This is a genomic window from [Mycobacterium] manitobense (assembly GCF_025821665.1).
Classification (GTDB): domain Bacteria; phylum Actinomycetota; class Actinomycetes; order Mycobacteriales; family Mycobacteriaceae; genus Mycobacterium; species Mycobacterium arseniciresistens.
This window is the reverse complement of sequence record NZ_JACKSJ010000009.1, coordinates 1-21,446: the sequence shown is the minus strand read 5'-3', so window position 1 is coordinate 21,446 and position 21,446 is coordinate 1. Positions and strand designations below refer to the sequence as shown.

Genomic DNA, 21,446 nt, shown 5'->3' with positions numbered 1-21,446 from the left:
TGTATCACTTCGGACTCGGGAAGCAACATGTACGAGCAGGACCAATTGAGCAGCCTCAACGGTAGGCACCGCAGCAACCGGCCCGCACCGGCGTCGGGAAGAGCCGACGACAACGGGACGAACGCGCAGTCGTCACGTCGGATGGCTTTGCCACCGTGGCAGACTCCGACAGCCGCCGTACCGAGGATGTTCGCCGATGCGACGGCGGCCGAGGCGGTCGACACCCAGCCGGAGTCCGTGCCGGCGCCGCACACGCCGACCGGCTACCGCCCCCTCCCACAAGCCAACCCACCTGTACCCGAACCGCCCACGCCGGCATCCAACCCGCCCCCCGCGTGGTGGCTGCCGCCTCCCCCACCGGGATGGCCCGGCCCGCCGCCCACCGGCTATGTCCCGCAGCCGGGGGTGCTGCCGGTCCCGCCGGTTCCGTTTCCGCCCCCGCCTCCACCGCTCGGTTCGCTGCCACCACGGGCGTTTCGTACGCCGCCGTCCTTGGAGGAGGCGGTGCCGGCTCCCGGCGATCGCCCGTCACCCCGATCAGGTTGGCGCAGAACGGTTCACCTACTCAGCGGCGGCCATGTCAACCCCGGCGCATCTCGTCGGCAGCGTGAGTACGACGCCCTGCTCGCCCGGATCCGCCGGCCCATTGCCGGCGATTTCCGGGTGGCGATCCTCTCTGTCAAGGGCGGCGTGGGGAAGACGACCACCACCTTGGGATTGGGCTCGGCGCTGGCGATGACCCGTTCGGATCGGGTGATCGCGGTCGACGCCAACCCCGACCGCGGCACACTTGCCGAGCGTGTCCGGGACACCACGAACCGGTCGACCGTGCGCGATCTGATCTCCGACCCACGTATCAGCAGCTACGCCGACGTCCGGGGCCACACGCGGATGGCCTTCAGCCGCCTCGAGGTGCTGGCCAGCGAACAGGACCCGGCCGCGGCCGATGTCTTCGGTGAAGACGAGTACCGCCGTACGGTCGACGTACTGCGGCGCTACTACAACGTGATCCTCACCGACTGCGGCACCGGCATCATGCATTCGGCGATGACCGGTGTGCTCGATCTCGCGCACTCTTTGGTCCTCGTCAGTTCACTCGCACTGGACGCCGCACGCAGTGCATCGGCGACGCTGGACTGGCTCATGCAGCACGGTCATTCCGGGTTGGTGCGGGACGCCCATGTGGTCTTGAGCGCGTCCCGACCGAGCGCAGCGGCGATAAAGGTGGACAAGGTCGTCGAGCACTTCGAGGCGCGTTGCGCCTCGATCCACCTCGTGCCGTTCGACCCTCATCTAGCCGAAGGCGCCGACGTCGACTTCGCGTTGCTCAAACCGGCCACCGTCAGGGCGTACCTGGAACTGGCCGGTGCCGTCGCCGACAATTTCTCGCGACTGGGCGGCTGAAACGGCGCGCTCTCGCCCCGAGCTGACACAGCCCCGTCCACCGCGACTCCATCGTGGGGTGAGAGTCGACGTTCAACGGTAGAGGTGATCGCGCAGGACACCCATGGCCGCTGAGGCCGTTCCCTCCTCCGCACCCTCGTCGACCCCCGCGACGAAGACGACGTCGCCCGTATCGGCGTCAACCGACCACTCGGCAGAGAAGACGCCGTTCCCACCGTCGTGCCAGTACACCCGGCCGAGCTGCGGGAGATCCTGCACGACAACGCCGTAACCGTAGAAGCTGGTGCCTGCGTCGTCCTCGGCCACCCTCGGCTCACGAATCCGGTCAAGCGAGGGAGGTGTGAGAATCTTTCCGTCCGTCAGTGCTCGAAGGAAGTCGACGAACGTCCGTGCGGTGGTCACAAGCCCTCCGTTGCCGATGAGGTGCCACGAGGCGTCGTGGCCGCCCCAACTCGCTTCGAGGACACCTTTGCCGCTCGGAGTGCGCAACGTTCGGCCGACGTCGTACGCGGCCATGTAGCCGATTCCATCGAGACCCGCCGGCGCCAACAACTCCGCACGTAGAAATTCGTCGTAGGGACGACCGCTGCGAACTTCGATGATGGCGGCGAGTATCGAGTATCCGACGTTGGAATAGGCGTAGTGCCCACCGGGCTCTCCGACCAACTCGGACGCCAGCGCGCGCCGTAGGAACTGGCCGCGGTCGAGTTCCTCAGCATCGTCGCCGATCGCCTCTGTGAGGCCGCCGCTGTGCGTGAGCAGCTGCTCAACTGTGATCGCCGCCTTGTCCGCGGGGACGTCGGGCAGGATGTCGGCGAGCGTCTCGTCCAGACGGACCATCCCGTGCTCGACCAGTCTTGAAATCGCCACTCCCGTGACCGTCTTGGTGATGGACCCCATGTCGACCAACGTCTCCTCTGCGGCCACGCCGTCTGCGCGTAGCGGTCCGAACTCACGCACGTGCGCTGGTGCCCCGCCCAGCGACACGCCGACGACGACGGGCGTACTCTCTCGCTCGAGTTGCGCGAAAGCCGCTTCCAGACCAGTATTTCTCGCCCGCAGTTGCTGCTCGGAGACCACTCCTTGACCACTGCCGCAAGCGGCGACCGAGAATGCGACCATGCACAGGGTCAGCAGAAGGCGATGCCTTGCCCAACAGCCGCACTGCATACCGATTACGACGCGGCCGGATTCCAGGGCCTGATGTAGTCCGTTTCCGGCCATCCTTCATACGCAGCCATCAGCTCGTACATCGTTGCGCCGTCGACGGATTCCCTGACAATGTCGGCATGCCCCGCGTGGCGGGACAGCTCCTCGATGACGTGCAGCACGACCCAGCGCACGTTCCAGTGGTCGAGATCCTGCGGAAACCACGGCACGTCGCGCGGCACCGGCACCTGGGAGTCGAGGTCTGCCTCGCGAAACACCCGCAGCGCTTCGGCGTTCTGCTTCTCGAGTCCGGCGAGCAGTTGCTCCAGGGTCTCGTCGTCGCGCATCACGTACTGGTCGGCGTGTTCGGCCATGACCTCCGCCATCGGGCGGTCGTACTTCGGCGGGAAGTCCGGCGCGCAGGCCGCGCGTTGCACCCAGCCCCTCTGCACGGCGGCGGCGTGTTTGACCAGCCCGCCGATCGACAGGCTGCTGACCGACGGCGTGGACCGGGCCTGCGCGTCGGTCAGTCCGTACGCGGCCGCGAAGAACGCGTTCTGTTGAAAGGCCAGAAATTCCAGGAGACTCTGGCGTTCATCGGCGGCCGGCAGTGGCGTTCCTGGCATGGTTGATCACCTTTCTTCACGATGATGTGCAGAGACTTTCGGATACAACGGCCGGCTCGGGCTATCGCGCCATCAGGCCGGCCACGTCGAGCTGGTTCACCGCGGCGTCGATGTCGGCGTCGGGATGTTCGGCGAACACGGCGGCAACGGCGTCGTAGGTCGTCGATCGCTCGGCGGCCGCCGCCAGCAGCGCGCGACACTGGGCCGCGGTCTGAGCGCCGGTCTCGGCGACCATCGCATCGACTGTCTCGTCGGCCGTGCCGACGGCCGGCAGGGCGACCAGCTCGTCGTGCGTGTCGGTCCCGCCGCGGTGCCATTGACCGCCCATCCACCAGTAGCAGAAGCTCAGCAGACCATTGCGATTTCGCGTGTTGAGCACACCGTCGGTGACCCAGGCCGGCGCGCCGGCGTACAACGCCGGCAGGTCCTCGCCACCGTTGTAGGCGGCGTCCAGCAACGCTGAGCCCCAGCGGCCGCCGGACAGCACGGCCCGATCACCGGGCAGCACATACAGAGTGGACCCGCTGCGCTCATTCCCCTCGAACCAGCCGTAGCCCGGCTTGATCCGTGGTCCCCATTCCGAGCCGACGCCGACGTGCACCGCCGACAGCGCCGCCCAGCGCGCCCAGACCTCTGTCAGCGGTGCCACGTCTTGGGAGGTGACGCTGCCGCGGCCGACGGCCCTGTCAGCTGACGCTTGAGCCGCCGCACGCCGCGGGCTGCGGCCCTGGGCGTCCGGACCGGCGATGTAGCCGGCCAGCCAAACCGGCACCCAGTTGCGCGGGAAGGTGTCCAGGTCGGCGAGGTAGTCCTCGGGCGCCAGGATCTGGTCGTCGGGGAACGGATCGTCGCCGTAGTCGTAGTCGACGGTCATCTCGCCGCCCTCAGTCACACTCAGCAGCAACCGCCACCAGGGCCCCGCCGGCATCTCAGCCGCCACCAGACGTTGCTGACGCACAACCGCCGCAATCGCCTTCGGAACGGGAACCAACCCGGACTGTTCGTCGACGAAGAACCTCAGCTGGGCGACCTCCGCGGTCACGGTGAACGCGAACACCGCCTCGAACCGCTGCCATCGCGCCGGCCCGAGCGCGGCCAGTTCCGTGACGATCGGTTCGAGCAGACGCGAGGCCTCGGCGGTGGTGGCCTCCTCGTCGCCGAAGCCGTCGGCGCCCTCCGGCGGCTCGTCGACGACGGTGAAGCCGGCGATCAGCGGCTCACCCTCGGCCTCCCGTTCGCGCAGGCGCTCGCCGAGGTCGGCCATGAAGTCACGCTCGCTGTAGCCGCTGGGAGTGCTCACTGCAGCTCGCCGTTCTCGCCTGCGCCGGCCAGGCGCTCGCGCGCGGTGAAGGCATCGCGCGCCTGCTGCGGAGGCACCGATGACGACGACTCCTCGATCCGTCCGGAGTCCCCGACCAGGAAGATCGCCCGCCCCAAAGGCATGTCGAGAAACGCCAGCGGATCGTTCGCGTCTATCTCCACGGGCGCGAACACGCTCCAACCGGCCTCGAAACGGTCAGCCTCCAGACCGTCGGTCGGATAATTCAGACCCCGCGACCTGACATACTCAGCCGCCAATGAGATCGCCTCGGCTGCTTCCATTTTCATACCTCTCGATCGTTTCCGTGGGTGTCCGGCGCGACTCAGTCACGAAGCGCCAGCTGGTCGTAGACCACCAACGCCACTCGATCAGGATCATCCGGTGGGTGGACACGCAGCGTGTGGTGCGGGTTGGGCTCGTCGTCGAGGATGATGACCGTCGTAGTGCCGGGCGGCAGATCGGCCGGCCAGTCGATCTCGTCGGTCGGCTCGTCGACGAGCACCAGCGCACGCTTACCCCGCAATCCCTTCTGGTCGTAGCGCAACGGCATCGGGTCTCGGCTCTCAGTCACGTGGCGGCTCCATTCGGTCGCTCATATCGTCCTTGGATCCCCGCATCGGCGGCAACGGCGGTGGTTTCTCAGGGTTCACTCCCAGATTCTCGTTCACCGTCGCCCGGCTCCGCGTCGAACTGTCGATGATGTCCTGATAGATCGCATCGCCCTGGAACCCCTTTTTGCGCTTGCGCTCGACGAGTTCCTCGAAGCTGACGTTCGGTTCGGCGGCGGTCAGGTAATCCGCCAGCTCTCGGTTGCGCATCAACGCGCGGGTCCAGCTTCGCAGGGAGCGCCGCAACTCCGACAGGATCCGAGCCCGGCTCTCGAGGCTGACGCCCTCGTCGAGAAGTTGAGCGGCGACAGTACGCATCCGGAGTTCGAATTGCAGATACACCGTCCGGGTTTCGGCCTCTGACAGCGTTCCCAGCCCGTAGTGGCTGTGCGTGGCCGTTGCGATGATCGCCTCGAACACCGCGTGATTAGACAGCCCCGCGGAACGATGGCGGATCACAAGCTCGTCGAACGTGGGGTCGACCTCGTGGGCTTCGAGCCACTCGGCTGCCACCCGATTACCCATCATGGCGCGTGTCCAGCGCCGCAACGAGCGTCGCAGTTCGTACAGGTTCCTGGCCTGCTCCTCGACCGGTCGGCCGGCGGCGACCAGCTCGTCCCGAACCGCGCGGATGCGCGCCTCGAACCTGCTGTAAACGGCGACCGTGCCCGTGTCTGACACCGTGCCCGGACCGGCATTCACACGCGTGGCCGAGGCGATGATGACCTCGTATACCTGCTCACCTGCGACACCTTTGGCCCGCTGCCTGGCCACGAGATCATCGAAGTCGGGCTGCTTTTCGTTGGCTTGCATCCAGTCGGCCGCGGCGCGGTTGCTCATCAGCGACAAGGTCCAGAGCCGCAGTGAGCGTCGGAGCCCGGAGAGCATGCGCGCCCGGTACTCGGCGCTGCGACCCTCGGCGGCGAGCCGCTGGCTCAGACGCTGCAACTCGTGCTCACCGTGGCTGTACACCGCGCTCGTCTCGATGTCGGACAGAGTGCCCGGCCGATAGTCGGGCAACCCCAGCGTGTTGCGCAACGCGTCCGGCGCGAGCTCTCGCAGCGTGATGGCGTCAGCGTGCCGTTCGGCCGGGGGCACTTGATCAGGCGAAACCGGCACCGGGCGCTGATAAGCGAGCGCCATGAGATGTGTGCGCGTCGATGCGCCGGTCTTTTCGAGGATCGCTCGCACCAGGTCCTGCGCGGTGCCCGATGTCCACGACATACGTCCGTCGATCTGGGCGTCGCTGAGACCGTCGGCGATCAGGCCGACGACAGTTGCCTCGCGGCCGGAGAGTCGGCTCAGCGTCGCCCCGGCGTCGGTCTCGGACACTCGGAGAATGAGATTGCTCTCGGACAGTTTCTTCTGCAACGCGGCCCGATCGCGGAGGCCGACCTTGGAGATCGCCGCTCGCAGGTGACGCTCCACCTCCCAGAGGGGCCGGGACAGCCGCTGAGCGATCTCGCTCTCGGTGTGTCCGAGGCCGAACATGACGACAACCTGCCGCTGACGGCTGTGGAAGCGGGCAATGGTGCGCTCATCGATCGCCTCACCCGCTGGGTCCGGCCGCGTCGGCGGTTGGGCCGCGGAGAGTGCCGACGGTCGCAGGCCAGAGCGGCGGAAGTTCAATGTCAGCTCGGCGTAGTCGGACGCTCCCAGCTTCTGCATTGCGGCTGCGAGTGTCATTCGGACCCGTTGCTCGCCGATCGACAGCGCTCTGCTGATCTGCCCGACCGACTGTCCATCCGCCAGTAGCGCCGTCATCCGAAGCTGGTCATCGGTCAGCCCCGCCGCACTCTCGTGATAGATCCGCACCAGTTGCGTCGCTTCGCTGACGCGGAATTTGGCCATCAGGGCGTTCACTACTGAATTCGCTGAGGTGCCCACACCCAACCGCTTGTCGATCTCAGGATTCGTCAGCCCCTGACTGACCAGCGCCAGAACCTGCCTTTCACTGACCGTCAGTTTCGCTGCCTCGACTTGGGCGCGTGTCGCCCCGCGCCGAACTGGGACAAGGCCCCGTTCGTACCCGATCGCTGCGAGTCGGCGGCGATCACGGACGCCGAGCCTGTGCATCACGCGGTCGACGGCGGCGCGTACCGCCGCCGGGCCGACCGCGAGTTGGCTCGCGATCTCGAGGTCGGTGCGACCGACGGTCACCAGCCTGGCGATCTGCTGGTCGAGACGATCCTGCGCCGGCGCCTGCTGCGAGCTCACCACCAGACCGGTTCCAATCACTATCGCCGCGAGTTGGCTCCGCTCATCGACGCCGAGCTTGAGCATGGCGGCGCGGAGGTGGCGCTCAGCGGCTTCTGCATTGTTTTTGAACAGTGCCCTTCCGATGGCGGCGTCATCAAGGAGCTGAACCATCAGCGATATCGCCTCTATCTCGCTGTCGCTCAACATCTTACGAATGCTCGCACGTGCCCCGTCCGCCGCTGCGGGACGCACAAGTCCCCGTTCGAACGCCGCCACAACCAGACCCACTCGGTCCCGCGCGCCGAGCTTGGCCATCGCCTCGCTGAGATGACGCTCGACAGCCGTCTCACCCATCGTCAGCCGACCAGCGATCTCAGACCCGGCGAGTCCGCGCGCCAGCAACGTCGTCACCCGGCGTTCGTCGTCGGTGAGGGCGCCCGACGCGTGCCCGGTCGATTGCGAGGCAGCCGCGGTGCTGTGCTGCGTGGTCCGCGACTCGACCAAACCGATCTCTTCGGCCAACTCCCGCAATTGCTCGCGCTGTGAGATGCCGAGCTTGGCCATCAGGCTCAGGACAGCCTGCCCGGTTGTCGCGGCCGAACCGATTCGGATCTCTATCTGCCAGTCTGTGAATCCCTGCGCCACCAGCAACAACACCTCGCGCTCGCGCGAATTCAGCTTCGCGAGAGCAGAGGGGATTTCGGCACCTTGCGCTTCCTGCCAGGCGCCCGCTTCACGGGCCATGGTCGCGAGTTCACTCCGGTCCTGGACACCGCACTTGGCCATGATCCGGACCAGGTGGACTCGCACGACGTCGATGTTGAGGAATGACCGCTGGGCGATCTCCACGTCGGTCGATCCACGGCCCACCATCGTCGTGATCTGACGCTCGCGCTCGGACAGCTGCGCGAGGACGAAAGCGCTTCGAACCTGACCGGCCGGCTGATCCCGCGGCCCCTGTACCTCGCCGACCGCCGTGGCGGCGGCCAGCTCGTCACTGCTGCCGTCCAGCGGAGTGACCGGTGTGCCGTCGGCATGAAGGTAGCCGACGGCGGTGCGCGATACCGCGGACTGGCCCCACGCCGGCGGCCAGTCCGACCACTGCTGGGTATGCGGATCGAACAGCGCTACCTCACCGTTGCCGACATGGACCGCCAGATATGCGTGCCCACCGGTCGTCTCGTGCCCGGCCCATGACGACGCGACAACTGCCGCCGACCCGATCGGCATATCCAGCAGCGTCTGCTCGATCTGCCGGTAGTCGTGGTCACCGCGGGCGGCCGAACCCGCCGCCTCGAACAGCGCTCGCGCCGGCACCCCGCTCGCCGACGGTTCGGCGTCGACGGAGAACGGACGCCGGTAGAGCCGTGCAAGGACGTCGGCCAGGGCCAGCGCGCAGTTCTCACGACGCGTGCTCGGCGAAATGGCCTCGCGCTGAACGGCATCCGTCGCTGCAAGCTGAGCCCGGGTGCGTTGCGGGTAGTCGGTGGCGATCCATCGCACGCCGAGGTCGCGGCAGAACGCGACGTCCGCGGGGTCGTTGGCGGTCCAGACGTAGACGTCGAGGCCCCGGGCCGCCGCCTCCTCCACGAGGGCGGGATGCTCCCGCAGTGTACGAACCGACGGCCCGAGCGCCGTTGCTCCAATTCTTGGGCCGACGGCATTCAGGAGCCGCGCGGCGGTGGCGCCGCCCCCGAGCTTCGCAGGTACGTTGCGGCCCAGCAGTACCGTCGGCAGCCGCGGCGCGATCTCGCGGACCCGCGCCATCGCAGCCGCTGAGAACGAGATCATCAGCGCCCGCGCTTCTTCTGTTGACCTCGCCGACGCCAAACCGTACCTCGACAGCATCGCGACCACTTCGCGTTCCACAGCCGAGCCGTAACGGACCGGGTGCTTGGTCTCGACGATCAGTTGAGCGGGGCGGTCGGCGTCAACCATCAGCCGCACCAGATCCTCGAACAGGAGCACGTCGAAGGTCTCGTCCGTGGCACCGTCGCGGGCGTGGAACCGCAGTTCGCGCAATTCGTCCAACGTCATCGCGCTGACCGGGCCGGTACCGGTGGTCACCTTGTCGACACGCCGGTCGTGCAGGCACACCAGGTGGCCGTCGCGGGTCAACCGGACGTCGCACTCGACTGCGTCGGCGCCCTGTTCGAGCGCCAGTTGATAGGCCGCCAGCGAATGCTCGGGACGTTCGGCCGACGCACCGCGATGCGCGACCACCAACGGTCCGTCGACCCGCAGCAGGCCCGAAGGTCGATCGACGACGGTGACCGCGGTCGCCTTGACGTCCGCGGTGGCCGGCTCGGCTGCGTCGTCGCGGTGGTACTTGACCCCTTCCCACAGGTCTGCGTTGATGAAATCGGCGCCGAGCATCGGGTAGTCCGGAGTGGTCAACGCTGCGATTCGCTGCGGTGTCAACAGATCGTCGCCGGTGCGCAGTCTCACCGCCGCGTGCCGCAGGACGGCGGCGGCTTCGGGCCTGTCCGCCTCGATTTGATCTGCCGTTTCGAGCGCCCACGTGCGCAGCCTGCCCAGGGATGCGGCGTGATCCTCCGAGTTCTCGTTCCACGTCACGCCTTGACGAGCGGCTGCGTATCCGCCGCCAGGTGGTTCCGCGCTGAGCTCGGTGTGGTCGACGCCGCTGCGCCGGTACAGCCGCTCCAGTTGGAGGTGGACCGCTTTGTGGAAGCCTCTGCGCTGGAATGTCGGTGAGATGTAGATGCGGTTATGGTGCACGACCAGTCGGCCATCGGCATCGCGGAAGAAGGTGACCACCAGGCGGCCGACCTCCTGGGTCCCGTTGAGGATCGGCCCCTGTAGGCGGACCCGGCGGTCGACGACGTCGGGGTCGGCGCGCCGACCCTCCTTATCCACCACATCCGGGGTGAGCTCGATGCGGTACGGGCCGCAGTACCCGGACAGATCTCGGGCGAACTGGTCGAGCACGGCCGGATCGCCGGCGTTGTCCAGGACGTGGCCGACGTCGTACGCCTGGTTGGAATCCACGTGGCGCAGCGTGAGGTCCTGTGCACGGTATGCGGTGGTGGCGGCCGCAGCGATTCGGCTGATGTTCACCGGCGACTCCGACGGCCCTTCTGCCGGATTCCGTCCGGCCGGTCCGCTCAGGGTCGCCGGGTGCCCTTGGCCGTCCAACCGCCCGCCCGCTGCGGCGTGGCTCAGCGTGGTCGACCCGTACGAGTGGCCGTACACGTGGTGGCCGGTGAACTGCTCGCCATCGGCGACCCACATCTGGCGCGCGGCGTTGAACGCGACGATGTCGCCGTGGAGGATGTCGCCGCCCGCACGCGCCGCACCCGAGCCGGCCGCCCGCCACAAGCCCCGGCCGCTCGGGGCGTCGTACCCGAGCCAGGCGATCGAGGCCGCCGACACGGTCGGGCTCGCGCTGCGGGTCGACTGCAGTTGGCGCAGGGCGGTGTCCATGCAGTAGCCGATAGCATCGGGCGTCGTGCCCATGCCGAACACGTGGCGTGACACTGAATCCGCCTGGTATGGGTCGTCACCGAAGCCGACCAGCACCCGGCCCCTCCCTTTGAACGCGGACAGGTCCGCAGCCAACAGGTACGGCCCACCCACGCCGGCAGCCTCAGCAGCGCGCCGGCCGCGATCCAGGGCGGCCCGAATGCGCTCGATGCGCGTCAGCAGTCTGCGCTCGCTGCGGGTCAGCCGCGAACCACGGTTGCTTTGCGCTGTCAGCTCGCGATGTACGTCCTGCAGCGCTTGAGAGTTCGCTTCGTGCCGTGCGCCGGTCGGGATGCCTTCGGCGTTTCCGATCTCGCGCGGGTACCCGTCGAGCATCGCCCGCTGCTGACGCCCGTCCAGCGCCGACCACCAGGCGGCGTTGGCCCGCGCCCGTTCCGCAGCCAACCGGGCGTCGCCCAGCGGATGGCAGATGTCGGCGACGTCGACGGCCGGCACCCGCAGCGCCAGCGCCTGCGCCGCCATGTTGCCCATCGGGTCGACGCCGGGCGGCACGTCGCGCCATCGCTCTCCTGCACTGCGCTGAGATGACGTTTCCGCAGCGGCTGGTGCACCGGCGGGCGGGCCCGGCACTGCGGTTCCGTCCGGGTTGTCGTACACCGCGGTGCCGAGCACCGTGCGGTAGACGTCATCCCCGGTCATCCCGTCGACGCGCAGCGCCGCTACCCGATCGAAGAACGACATCGGTTGTGTGGCAGCCGCCACAATCGTGTCTTGGTCGCTGAGCAGGCTGTCGGTCCAGCCGCGCAGCTCGACCTCGAGATCCCAGAGCGTGCGCGCCCGCTCCGCCCACCCAACCCCGTCGCGGATCAGCTGCTCGTCGAGCCGGCGAATCGCCAGCTTGCCGTCGACGTACGCCTCGAGCGCATCGACCTCCGACAGGGTGCCACTGACGTGCGGCGGAAGGCCGAGCACCCGGATCGGTGAGGGCACCGTCGAGTCGTGGTCGCCCAGAGCGACGTCGATGATCGCGCGGTAGGGCGCGTCGCCGATCAGGCCCTGCTCGCGGTACGCCGCGACGACTTCGGCGAAGGTGCGCGTGTCCAGTTGCGCGGCAACGGATTCTCCACGCGCCCGATCGCTCATCAGGTCGAGTGACCAGCGCCGGAGTGCACCCTCGAGCTCGTGCAGCGACCGTGCACGCGCCCGTGCGCTGACGCCGCGGCGGGACAGTCGGTGGTTCAACTCACGCAGCGCGCCGACGACCTCGGCGTAGGCCTCGAGCGCGTCGACCTCCGACAGCGTGCCGGCAGCATGCCGCGGCAGCTCGCGCGACCCCAGCAGCTCCCGCAGCCGGTCGAGCGGACCCCGCGTCGGGCCGGCTGTCACGCTCGTTTCGGTCGGCAATTCGCCGGCTCGCCAACGCGGATTCCACCATCTGGCAGGATCGCTGCCTCCGCGGCGACTCGCGGCGGGTTCGACGGTGCGTCGAAGTAGTCGCCCCGCGAGATCGCGCGGACCTTCGAGCTCGAGACGCTCCAACCGGCCCGCAGCGAATCGCCCGATGTTGGCCAACGACTCTGAACGCACGTCGGAGTCCGGCGGCAGCAGCCACCCGGCGCGCGGCCCGGAAATCTCGGCGTAATCGAAATACGCGTTATGGGTTCCGGTGGTGTCGCCGCGGTCGGTGGCGGCGGGGAATTCGGCGGTGACGCGAGTGGCCCCGAACGCCCGCATCACCGGGTCCGCGCCGAGACCCCGGCCCAGTACTCGACCTTTCGAACCCGGTGTGCTGCCCCCGAGTCCGGTCACCAGATCCCGTGACGACGACAGGACGACCAGCTCGAAGCCGAAATCACTGGCGTGCCGCTGCGGACCGGCGCCCGGCGAGCCCACCAGCCCTCCTCGGCGCACGACGCCGGCGAGCCGCTGATTGCGGCTCGCGTAGCTGAAGGTGGTGGAGCCGTAGGAGTGTCCGAACACCGCGATGCCGAAGGCCGGGTCGCCGTGCCGGGGCCACGGCGCGTGCACCGCATGGAAGGCCTGGAGGTCGCTGTGCAGGATCTCGCCGCCCGCGCGCGCAAGTGACTGCCCAGCCACCCGCCATGTTGCCCTGTCGTTGGGCGCGTCGTAACCCAGCCAGGCGATCGCCGACGCCGACAGGTCGGGGTTCTCCGCCTTCGTTGACTGGAGGATATTGAAGGCACAGTGCATGTGGTACGCGATCGTGTCGAGCGTCGCACCCAGGCCCGGGACGTAGACCGAAACCGCCTCCGCGTGTTCGGGATAGTCACCGAAGGCCACGATCATGCGGCCGTCCCTGTTGAACTCGATCGGGTCGAAGGCCATGATGTACGGGCCGCCCACCCCGGCGCGTTGGGCGGCGGTGGCCCCCTTGCGCAGTGCCATGTCGACCCTGTTCATCCGCAGCAGGAACTCCATCTGCCCGGCCTGCAGCGCCTCTCCCACGTCGAGCCTCGCTTGCAGGCGGTCGCGGACAGCACGATGAGCCTCGAAGACAATGCGATTCGCATGATCCCGATCGGCTACCGGGATTCCCTCGGCGTTACCGATCTCCTCGGGGTAGGCCTCGACCAAGCCGCGCCGCTGATCGCCGGTCAGGCCCCGCCACCAGCTCTGGTTGGCTTTCGCCCGCTCGACCGCCAGCGCCGCGACGCCCAACGGGTTGCGGAGCTTGGATGCGTCGCCGTCCGGCACACGCTGAAGCAGCACTTGCCGGACATGGCCTGACACTGCCACTTTCCGGGGTATCGGTGCCGGCCGCGACTCACTCCGCGAGGCGCCGCGCCGGAACGCGCCGAGCACCCGGCTGACGGTGGTCTCAGATGGATTGAGCTGTGAGTCGCCGTCGAGATGCCAGCGCGGGTTCCACCGCCGCCGGATGTGGCGATCCTCCCCCGGAACGTCCACGTCGCCCTCGATGCGTAGTCTCCGGCTCATCGCGGGCTCGACGGTGCGCCACCGTGGGCGCATGCCGACGCGGCCCTGATCGAAACGATGACGCTCGCGGTCGAGGTCTTCGGCTCGGCCGGCGCCGATCATGCCCATGTTGCGCAGCGACTCAGTCCTGATCGCGCCGTCCGGGGTGACCATTCGCTCGGTCCGAGCACCCTCGGTCGGAAGGAAGTCGTGGTAGCTGCGATGCGTCCCGACGGACGTGAGGTCGTCCATCCTCGAGGGGAATTCGGCCGTCGCACGGATCGCACCGAACTCCCTCATCGCGGGATCCACACCGAGCCCGCGCCCGAGGATACGGCCGTCCGATTCGGCGCTCCGCGCACCGAGCGCGGTGATGGGATCACGCGACGACGACATCGCGACAACCGGGGCGTCACCGAAGTCGCTGGCGTGCCGCTGGGGCCCGGCACCAGGAGATCCCTCCAGCACGAACGCCTTACGGACCTCGCGGTTGAGCCGACGACCCTGCGCCGCGTAGCCGACAGTCGTGGACCCGTAAGAATGCCCCACCACCATGATGCCGACGGCCGGGTCGCTGCCCGGGGGCCATGGGGCATGGACGGCGTGCAAAGCCTTGATGTCCGCGTGCAGGATGTCTCCGCCGGCTCGCGCCAGGGCAGGGCCGGCGACGCGCCACGAATCCAGGTCATTCGGCGCGTCGTAGCCGATCCAGCCGATCGACGCCGCCGAAAGGCCCGGGTTCTCCGCCAAGGTGGATTGCAAGATGTTCAGGGCGCCATGCATGACGCCGCCGACGTCGGCGATCGTCGTCCCGAATCCGGGCACGTAGATCGACACCGCATGCGCGAACTGAGGGTCATCACCGAAGCTGACGATGGCGCGGCCGTCACCACCGAACTCGAACGGGTCGAAGGCCAGCAGGTGCGGGCCCCCGACCCCGGCGCGTTCAGCAGCGACCGCACCAGCGGCGAGCGCCGAATCGATCTTGTTGACACGCAACATGAACTTCAGCTCAGTAGGGTTGAGCGCCTCGCCCTCGTCGAGCTTCACCTGCCGCCCGTCGCGCACCCGGCGGAAGCCGTCGAACACGATCCGGTTGGCTCGGTCCCGCGCGTCGGTCGGGATGCCCTCGGCGTTGCCGACATGCTCGGGGTAGGTCACGATCACGGCTTCGCGCTGCTCGGGCGTCAGCGTCGACCACCACGCGGCGTTGCGTTTTGCCCGGGTGACCGCCAAGCCGGCATCGCCCAGTGGATTTCTCAACTCGGTGGCGTCACCGCTGGGAATGCTCTGCAGCAACGCTTTCCGCGCCGCCGCGCGTACGTCGGCGCTGCCGGCCACCAGGCCGATGATGTCCGCCGGCCGCAGGCCATCCACCGAGTCGCCCACGCGCACCTTCGGATCGCCGATCTCGTCGAGGTAGCCGACCGCTGTCAGCGACACCTCGTCCTCGGACCACCGTGGCGGCCACGGATACCGCTCGCCGGTCTCGAGATCGACGACTTCGATTCGACCGCCGTTGTTCTCGACGAGGCACGCATGACCGCCTATTCGGCCGTAACCGGGAGCCCACGCGAACGCCATGATCGCCGCCGATCCGGACGGCATGGCACTCAACTCAGCAGCCACCTGGCGGAAGCTCTGAAACGTCACCGCGGAGTCGAAGGCCGTGTACAGCGCGCGCGCAGGCACCCCGTCCGGCGTCGCCGCGGCCTCCACGGTGAACACGCGGCGGTACCGCTGCGAGACGAATTCGGCCACGCGATGCGCACAGCTCATCGGCGGCGGATTCGCGGCAGCGTCGACGGTAGGTCCGGCGACCGCCCCGGGCGCCACATCGGAGTCCACGCCGGCTTGCGGGACCCGCGCGTCCGCGACCCGGGTGATCGGAGCGCCGCCGTTCGTCGTCGACGACACCGTGGCAGTGGGCGCGGGCGTGGGCGAATCGCTCCTCGGCGCCAGCGCTTCCGGCGTTGCGGCCCGAGGCGTCGAACTACTCGACTGCCCGGACGCTGCGGCCGATGTTGACGCCGCAGTGGCCGCTGCAGACGTGGTCCCCGCCGCCGGTGTCGTCGGCGCTGACGCAGGCGCCGTCGGCGACGCGGGCATGGTCGTGGTCGCCGCATGGGGCGTCGAAGTGGAACCGACGGCCGACGGTACGGCGGAGGAGGCCGACGTTGAGGCAGGAGGGGTCGACGGCTCTGCGGCGAAAGCGTTCGCCGACGACGACGCGGCAGGCGTGGTGGTCGACCCTTGAGCGCCCGCCGTCGATGACGCTACCTCCGATCTCGAGGACCCGTTGTTGGAGAGGACATCACCGCCAGCGCGCGCGCCATTGTCGAATGTCGATGTGTTCGGATCGCTCAGCGGGGCATGCGACGTCTCGGTGGGCGTGGTCTGCCCGACAGCGGGCTCCGGCCCATCCACGTCAGCGGTCACGCCCGAATCTGGCGCGGTCCCGCCGGCCACCTGCGCGCCGCCGGTCACCGAGTCGTCCTGGGAAGCGACGTCTTGTGCGCCGTTGGTCGCCCCGTCGTCCGGCGCCTGCGCCGACGTTTCGGAGGCGCCGTCCGTGTCGTCCGCGCGGCCGGCATCAACGGGTGTTGCCGGCTGATCGGCCGGCCGGGCACTGCCGAGATGGTCGTCGAGCGGTGTGCGGGGCGCGGGCACCAAACCGTCCAACTCCGGTTCGGGGGCATGTGTCGGACCCGCCCCGGGAGTTCCGGCCCCGTGCATGCCGCCGCTGAGCCCGTCGCCGGTCGCCCCACCCAACAGCGAGACCAGGTCGAGTTGGTCGAGTCCGCCGGTCGCTGCCGAGCCGGCCGCGTTACCGGCCAGGCCGGCCGAGACCTCCACCGCCGCAGCGTTTCCCGCCCGTCCCGTTCGGGTGCGGGCATTACCCAACGCCGACTGCATCGGGTGGGCGGTACCGCCGCCGGCCGCGCCGCCTGCCAGGCCCGCGATCGCAGTCTGACGGAACATGTCGGCCACCAGGTCTTTGCGCGAGCCCTTGTTGACCTGGAAGCCCTGCACTGCGAGCTCCTGGGCGAGGCTCTGCACCAGTTCCTCGCCCGCCTCGCCGGCCAGGCGCTTGACCATCGTTCGGGTGAGGGCGCTTTGCAGTGCGGCGCGCAGCCCGTTGAGCAGTCGAAACACGATCTGCCGGATGACCGATGTGGTGACCGCCTCGACGGCCGGGATAAGTGCTGTCGATGCGCCGCCGGTCCAGGGCGCGCTCTGAATGTAGAAGGCGATCCAAACCGCCGCCATCCCCAGCGTGCTGACGATCATCAGCTTCGCGTACTCGATGTCGGTGCCGGTGTTGGCGGCCAGCTCGCCCAGCGCCGCCAGTGCATCGCCGAGCTTCTCCACCGAATGGTCTCCGTCGAAGAGCTTTTGGAAGTGCTCTTCGGCAGCTTGGGCGGTTTCGCCGAAAAGCACGGACAGCGTCGCGGACCGCACCCTTGCCAAGTCGTCGACCAGGCCGAGAACGTCGGCGGCCGACGTGTTCCATTCGTCGCCGATGCGGAACATGGCGGTTTCGTCGCCTTGCGGCCACTCGTCACCGGCCAGGTAGGACACCCACTGCAGGGACGGCGGTATCTCAATACCCACGCATTTGTCCCATGGCGATGTGACGTCCTGTGCTGAAGTGTCTCGGAGCTATGGCGTTTCGTCCGCCTGCTCGAACGAGTCGGCGGCGCCCTTCAGTCCGCTCGAGTAATAGTCGAGCAATCCGGTTTTCGCATTCACCGAGCCCTGAACCCAGTCCAGCTGCGCAAGGTAGCCGCCGCCACCACCGGCGAATTGATGTCCAATCTTGTCGTCACCCCACGCCGCACCCTCGCCGGCGAGCCTGCCGCGCAGGGCCGAAAGAGCCTTCTTCATGCTGTCGCTCACGTCGTGCAGATGCTCGGATGTGGCGCGCAGCTCCGCCGGTGTCACCTCGAAGGGTTCGCTCATGGGGTCAGGTCCTCACCGTCGATCTGCGCCGCTCAGGCGGCCTCCAGCGCTCGCTCGATGAAGAAATGATACACGGTGTACCACCGCTGGTCATCTTCATGGCGACAACTCGTGCAAGCCCAGCGCCTCCGCGTCGGCCGGTCCACCGCCGTCGACAACCGTTGGCGCGAGGCATGATCGACGTACAAAGCTGGGTGACGGCAACGTGCGCGCAACGATCACGTCGCGCCTCGCCACCGACGCGATCACTAGACAGCGGCGAGTCCGTTACCGAGTCGCGGTGCGGCTGCGGCGACAGCCAAGGCGTCGGCCGACCTCAGAGCACTCGGCCGTCCGGGCCTCCCGAGGGGTGCCGGTCGCGCCCACCGGTCTTGTCATCCCCGTAGCGTCGGGAACGGAGGATCGCCGTCGTCCTGCTCGGTTCTCGTCGGCGTCGGCGCGCCGTTGAGGCCGTCCCAATCAGGAAGAAACTCGCGGAAATCCGGGGCCCCGTCGACGATGTCGGAAAGCGATGGGAACGCCATTCGCCTGTGGTTGATCGGAACCATCAACTCGGTCACCTGCCGGCCGACGTCGTGGGTGGCCGCTTGGGCGGCCCGGGTCAGGTGCTCACCGAGGTCGGCGAACTCATGCTCATCGAGGTAACACTCGTCAACGACGATCTCGCGGACATGACCCCGGAAATCGACGGTGACCTCGACCGCGCCGTCCGCTTCGTGAGCGCACGCAGTCATTGCGCGCTGCTTCTCCTGCACGGCGGCGAGGTCGCCGAGTTGCTCTTCGACCAAGGCCAGCACTTCGGCCAGTTCGTATCGTGCCGCGTCGTTTGTCAACGTCAACGCCTCCCGACCGAATGATACAGGGTGTATCAGGTTCGCGCATCCTCGGCCGCATCGTCCGGCAGCGGCACCGCGGGGTCGAGGCGGACGTCGAACTCACGCAGATGATGGTCGATGAGCAGCCAGGCTTGCGACGTCAGCCGGTCCACGAGCCGATCGCGCGTCTCGACGCGTCCGTCGAGCCACCGCAGCACCGAGGCGTCGACCAATCCGATGATCGAGACCAGGGTCGCCTCCGCGGCCTCGGGATCGTCAGCGAAGTGCGGGAAGTAGCGGGCACCGGCGGCGGCGAGCTCGGCCGCGAAGGCCCCTCGCGACGCATCGTCGCGATTCCGCTGATGGCCGCGGCTGACCAGGAAGCGGTACAGATTGGGGTGTTCGCCGGCCCAGGTGGTTTGCGCTTCGATCGGAGCGCGGACCACGTCGAGGGGGGTGCCACACAGATCGAGGCGGCTGGTGATCGCGGCGCGCAACTCCCGGTACGCCACCCGGGCCAGCGCCAGGTCCAGGTCGTCCTTACTGGCGAAGTGGCGGTAGACGTTCGGCCTGGCCAACCCCGCATGCTCGGCGATCTGTCCGGTGATCGCGCCGGGACCGTACTGCTCGATCGCCGCCCGCGCGGCGGCCAGGATCTGATCACGACGGGTCGGCCGAGGCCCTTCGGACCGGGCCGACGAACGGGATGACGTCGCGCTCACGTTGCCGATGGTAGGCCAGTCGTCGTCAGCCAGTGCGCGGGTGGGCCCCAGAAGTTTCGCGAAAGACAATTTCGGCTGAGGGTAGGAGTGCCACCACGGCCGCCGGACGGTCACGACCGCGCCGATGCAACGTCGTGGGGTTCGCCCAGCAATGTCGCGAGGCAGCTAGCCACGACGGACTCGCCGCAACACCGCAACGTCTTCAGCGATCAAGCGGTCGATGCGCTGCGCGAGCGCCTGACGGTCCATCGGCCAAGCAGCGGTGAGGCTTGCGTCCTCGTAGAGGTAGTCACCGTCGTCGCGGACGCGGACGAACAGCGCCGCATTCTTGCCCGCGTCGAATCCCCACCGGCGGACGGGACGCCAGTGGCTTTGCACTGTTCCGTACGCCGCGATGTCCGCCCGTGCCACCGTCTCGATTCCGGTGTCGACGAAAGTGTCATGAACCGAGAAGTCGCGCGACTCGGGGACGGCAGCGGCGGGGCGCACGTACTCGGGCACCGCGATCCGCGCCCGCCGGCCCGGCTTCGCCAACCCAACCGTCTCGGCGATCACCGCCCCGAGCTGGTAGGCCGAGATCTCGTCGACGTCGACGATGTCGTCGTCGCCCCGCTGTTGAGCCAGAAAGCCGTTGTCCCCCAGACGGTTGGCCACCAGTCGGACACTCGGGGTGTCGGCCGGGATGTACTGAACGTGGCACTCGACCCGCAGATCGGCATATGCGTAGGACGCCGCCCACTTCTCGAACTTCCCAAGGTCGCCGGTGGCGAATCGGTTAGGAACCGTGGCTGCGTACTCGGAGTAGGCGTCGGCGGTGGGAAAGCGCGTCGGGCGCGTGAACATAAGAGGGTAGGGCAGGAAATCTCGCCCGAAGTTACGGCTGAGGACCTCGACGTCGGTCAGGTCCATGCTGCCGACCCGTCGCCGGGCGGGGCCGCTCATGCGGCCGTCAGCGTCGGGCCGTCGGTGCTCACCTCGGGTGGCCGATTGATGTACAGAACGACGGCGGTTGCGCTGAGCAGATACTCCGCGGCGAGCAGGAGCACGATCGAATCCTGGAACAACAGCTGCGATTCGGCGAGGTGCATCAAGCCGGCCGCCTGGCAGCTCACCCCCAGATAGCCATGCCCGAGGGCGATCTCGTGCAGCGACTCGGCCCACGGCAGCCCCAGCACGCGGGCCAGCCGGCGATACGGTTCGCCGCCGTGCGAGCTGTGCGGCACGAAGTGGGTGACGTACCGGGGGCTGAGCGCGGCCTTGGCGAGGGCCGTCGTGGCGGCACGCTGCAGCATGCGAAACGAGCTGCGCGTGTCCTCCGATGTCCGCCCACGGCCGACGCCCTCGAGCGTCGAAGCGTAGTCCGCCATGGTGGCCGTCTCGTGGAAGGCCTCGCGGGTGCGCCAGGCATCGGACTGCTCGGGACAACTGGCCGTGCCCCAACCGAGTATCTGCGCGAAGCCGCCGCCCGTGGACACCACGGCCGCGTGCGCGGCGTCGGAGAACGGTTCGCCACCAACGGATCGCGACGTTGCGAACCGATCGGTCCACGACCAGTTGTCCGCGCCGGTGCACACGACGTCGCCGCCGGTCTCCGCGAGGCGGTCGGCGATCGCCCACGACGTGAGGCCACCGGCGCAGTACTGGCGCACCTCGACCGCGTTGCCGACGGAACCGACAATGCCGTGTTGAACATGATGATGCAGAGGCCAGCCCGTGCTGCCCTGCACACCCGACCCAGAGTGCAGCACCCACCCCACCTGCGACGGGGCGATCGCACCGGCAGCCAGCGCGGCCCGCCCGGCCCGGATCGCCATCTCCGCCGGCGATGCTCCCGGGTGTTCGCGGACCGCCCGCCAACCGGGAGTGGATGCCACTTCATCGGCCTGTGTGGGACGCACCGGCGGCAACAGGACGCTCAGGGATCGGAGCGACCGCACCTGCTAAGACGCTTCCGGCTTGCGCGCTGCCGGATCACCGGCGTCACCGACGACAGGCACGATCGCGGTTGCCTCGCCGAAGAGCGACTCGCCGTTTCGCTTGCTGCGCAACGCCTTGTTGACTTTGTGATCCTTCTCCTCGGCGCCGCCGCGTTGACCGGACGGCGGCGGGGCACCCATACCCGGTGAGCCCGCACCCGCCGACCCCGCCTGGCCCACGCCGTTGGCGATTCCCGCAAGTCGGCCGGCAGCGGCACTCGCGAGGCCGGCGCCCTTCGACGGCGCCATGTCGCGCGGACCGGTCCCGGCGCCCCCGCCGGC

The 21,446-nt window shown here is 68.4% G+C and carries 12 protein-coding genes and 5 pseudogenes; 2 read left to right on the top strand and 15 right to left on the bottom strand.

The genetic code is table 11. The annotated features are described in order from the left end of the window. Nucleotides 1–234: 234 nt before the first annotated feature. A pseudogene (locus tag H7I41_RS00555) lies at nt 235–1,404 on the top strand (MinD/ParA family ATP-binding protein); the annotation flags it as partial. Between the two features lie 72 nt (nt 1,405–1,476). Here the strand turns inward: H7I41_RS00555 and H7I41_RS00550 are convergent. The 8 genes and pseudogenes from H7I41_RS00550 to H7I41_RS00515 form a co-directional block, all read right to left on the bottom strand. Further along, nucleotides 1,477–2,484, bottom strand: a complete 1,008-nt coding sequence (locus H7I41_RS00550) for a serine hydrolase domain-containing protein (RefSeq protein WP_264010595.1) — start codon at nt 2,482–2,484, stop codon at nt 1,477–1,479. 95 nt (nt 2,485–2,579) lie between these two features. Beyond that, on the bottom strand, nt 2,580–3,179 hold the full coding sequence (locus H7I41_RS00545) for a DinB family protein (RefSeq protein ID WP_264010594.1): 600 nt from the start codon (nt 3,177–3,179) through the stop codon (nt 2,580–2,582). Nucleotides 3,180–3,240: 61 nt separating this feature from the next. Continuing rightward, complete coding sequence (locus H7I41_RS00540) at nt 3,241–4,479, bottom strand: hypothetical protein (RefSeq protein ID WP_264010593.1); 1,239 nt, start codon at nt 4,477–4,479, stop codon at nt 3,241–3,243. Further along, complete coding sequence (locus H7I41_RS00535; protein WP_264010592.1) at nt 4,476–4,787, bottom strand: hypothetical protein; 312 nt, start codon at nt 4,785–4,787, stop codon at nt 4,476–4,478. The genes H7I41_RS00540 and H7I41_RS00535 overlap by 4 nt, the downstream gene beginning before the upstream one ends. Nucleotides 4,788–4,822: 35 nt before the next feature. Then, nucleotides 4,823–5,071, bottom strand: a complete 249-nt coding sequence (locus H7I41_RS00530) for a DUF7161 family protein (RefSeq protein WP_264010591.1) — start codon at nt 5,069–5,071, stop codon at nt 4,823–4,825. Next, complete coding sequence (locus H7I41_RS00525; RefSeq protein WP_505011354.1) at nt 5,064–8,693, bottom strand: LuxR C-terminal-related transcriptional regulator; 3,630 nt, start codon at nt 8,691–8,693, stop codon at nt 5,064–5,066. Before H7I41_RS00525 ends, H7I41_RS00530 begins: the two co-directional genes overlap by 8 nt. A gap of 69 nt (nt 8,694–8,762) precedes the next feature. Further along, a pseudogene (locus H7I41_RS00520) lies at nt 8,763–9,683 on the bottom strand (glycerophosphodiester phosphodiesterase); the annotation flags it as partial. Between the two features lie 798 nt (nt 9,684–10,481). Beyond that, nucleotides 10,482–14,564, bottom strand: a pseudogene (locus H7I41_RS00515) (alpha/beta hydrolase); the annotation flags it as partial. A gap of 793 nt (nt 14,565–15,357) precedes the next feature. On the opposite strand from H7I41_RS00515, the gene H7I41_RS00510 reads away from it, so the two are divergent. Continuing rightward, a complete protein-coding gene (locus H7I41_RS00510) occupies nt 15,358–15,945 on the top strand; it encodes a hypothetical protein (protein WP_264010590.1) in 588 nt (195 codons plus the stop codon). 995 nt (nt 15,946–16,940) lie between these two features. On the opposite strand, the pseudogene H7I41_RS30450 reads toward H7I41_RS00510, so the two are convergent. The 7 genes and pseudogenes from H7I41_RS30450 to H7I41_RS00475 form a co-directional block, all read right to left on the bottom strand. Beyond that, nucleotides 16,941–17,222: pseudogene (locus H7I41_RS30450) on the bottom strand (WXG100-like domain-containing protein); the annotation flags it as partial. Between the two features lie 129 nt (nt 17,223–17,351). Further along, nucleotides 17,352–17,651 carry a WXG100 family type VII secretion target gene (locus H7I41_RS00500; RefSeq protein WP_264010588.1) on the bottom strand — a complete coding sequence of 100 codons (300 nt, stop codon included), beginning with the start codon at nt 17,649–17,651 and terminating at the stop codon, nt 17,352–17,354. A gap of 374 nt (nt 17,652–18,025) precedes the next feature. Continuing rightward, nucleotides 18,026–18,484, bottom strand: a complete 459-nt coding sequence (locus H7I41_RS00495; protein WP_264010587.1) for a YbaB/EbfC family nucleoid-associated protein — start codon at nt 18,482–18,484, stop codon at nt 18,026–18,028. A gap of 35 nt (nt 18,485–18,519) precedes the next feature. Next, nucleotides 18,520–19,188 carry a TetR/AcrR family transcriptional regulator gene (locus H7I41_RS00490; protein WP_264010586.1) on the bottom strand — a complete coding sequence of 223 codons (669 nt, stop codon included), beginning with the start codon at nt 19,186–19,188 and terminating at the stop codon, nt 18,520–18,522. 165 nt (nt 19,189–19,353) lie between these two features. Beyond that, complete coding sequence (locus H7I41_RS00485; protein WP_264010585.1) at nt 19,354–20,130, bottom strand: ESX secretion-associated protein EspG; 777 nt, start codon at nt 20,128–20,130, stop codon at nt 19,354–19,356. After that, on the bottom strand, nt 20,127–21,062 hold the full coding sequence (locus H7I41_RS00480) for a beta-ketoacyl-[acyl-carrier-protein] synthase family protein (RefSeq protein WP_264010584.1): 936 nt from the start codon (nt 21,060–21,062) through the stop codon (nt 20,127–20,129). Before H7I41_RS00480 ends, H7I41_RS00485 begins: the two co-directional genes overlap by 4 nt. 66 nt (nt 21,063–21,128) lie before the next feature. Then, a pseudogene (locus tag H7I41_RS00475) lies at nt 21,129–21,446 on the bottom strand (hypothetical protein); the annotation flags it as partial.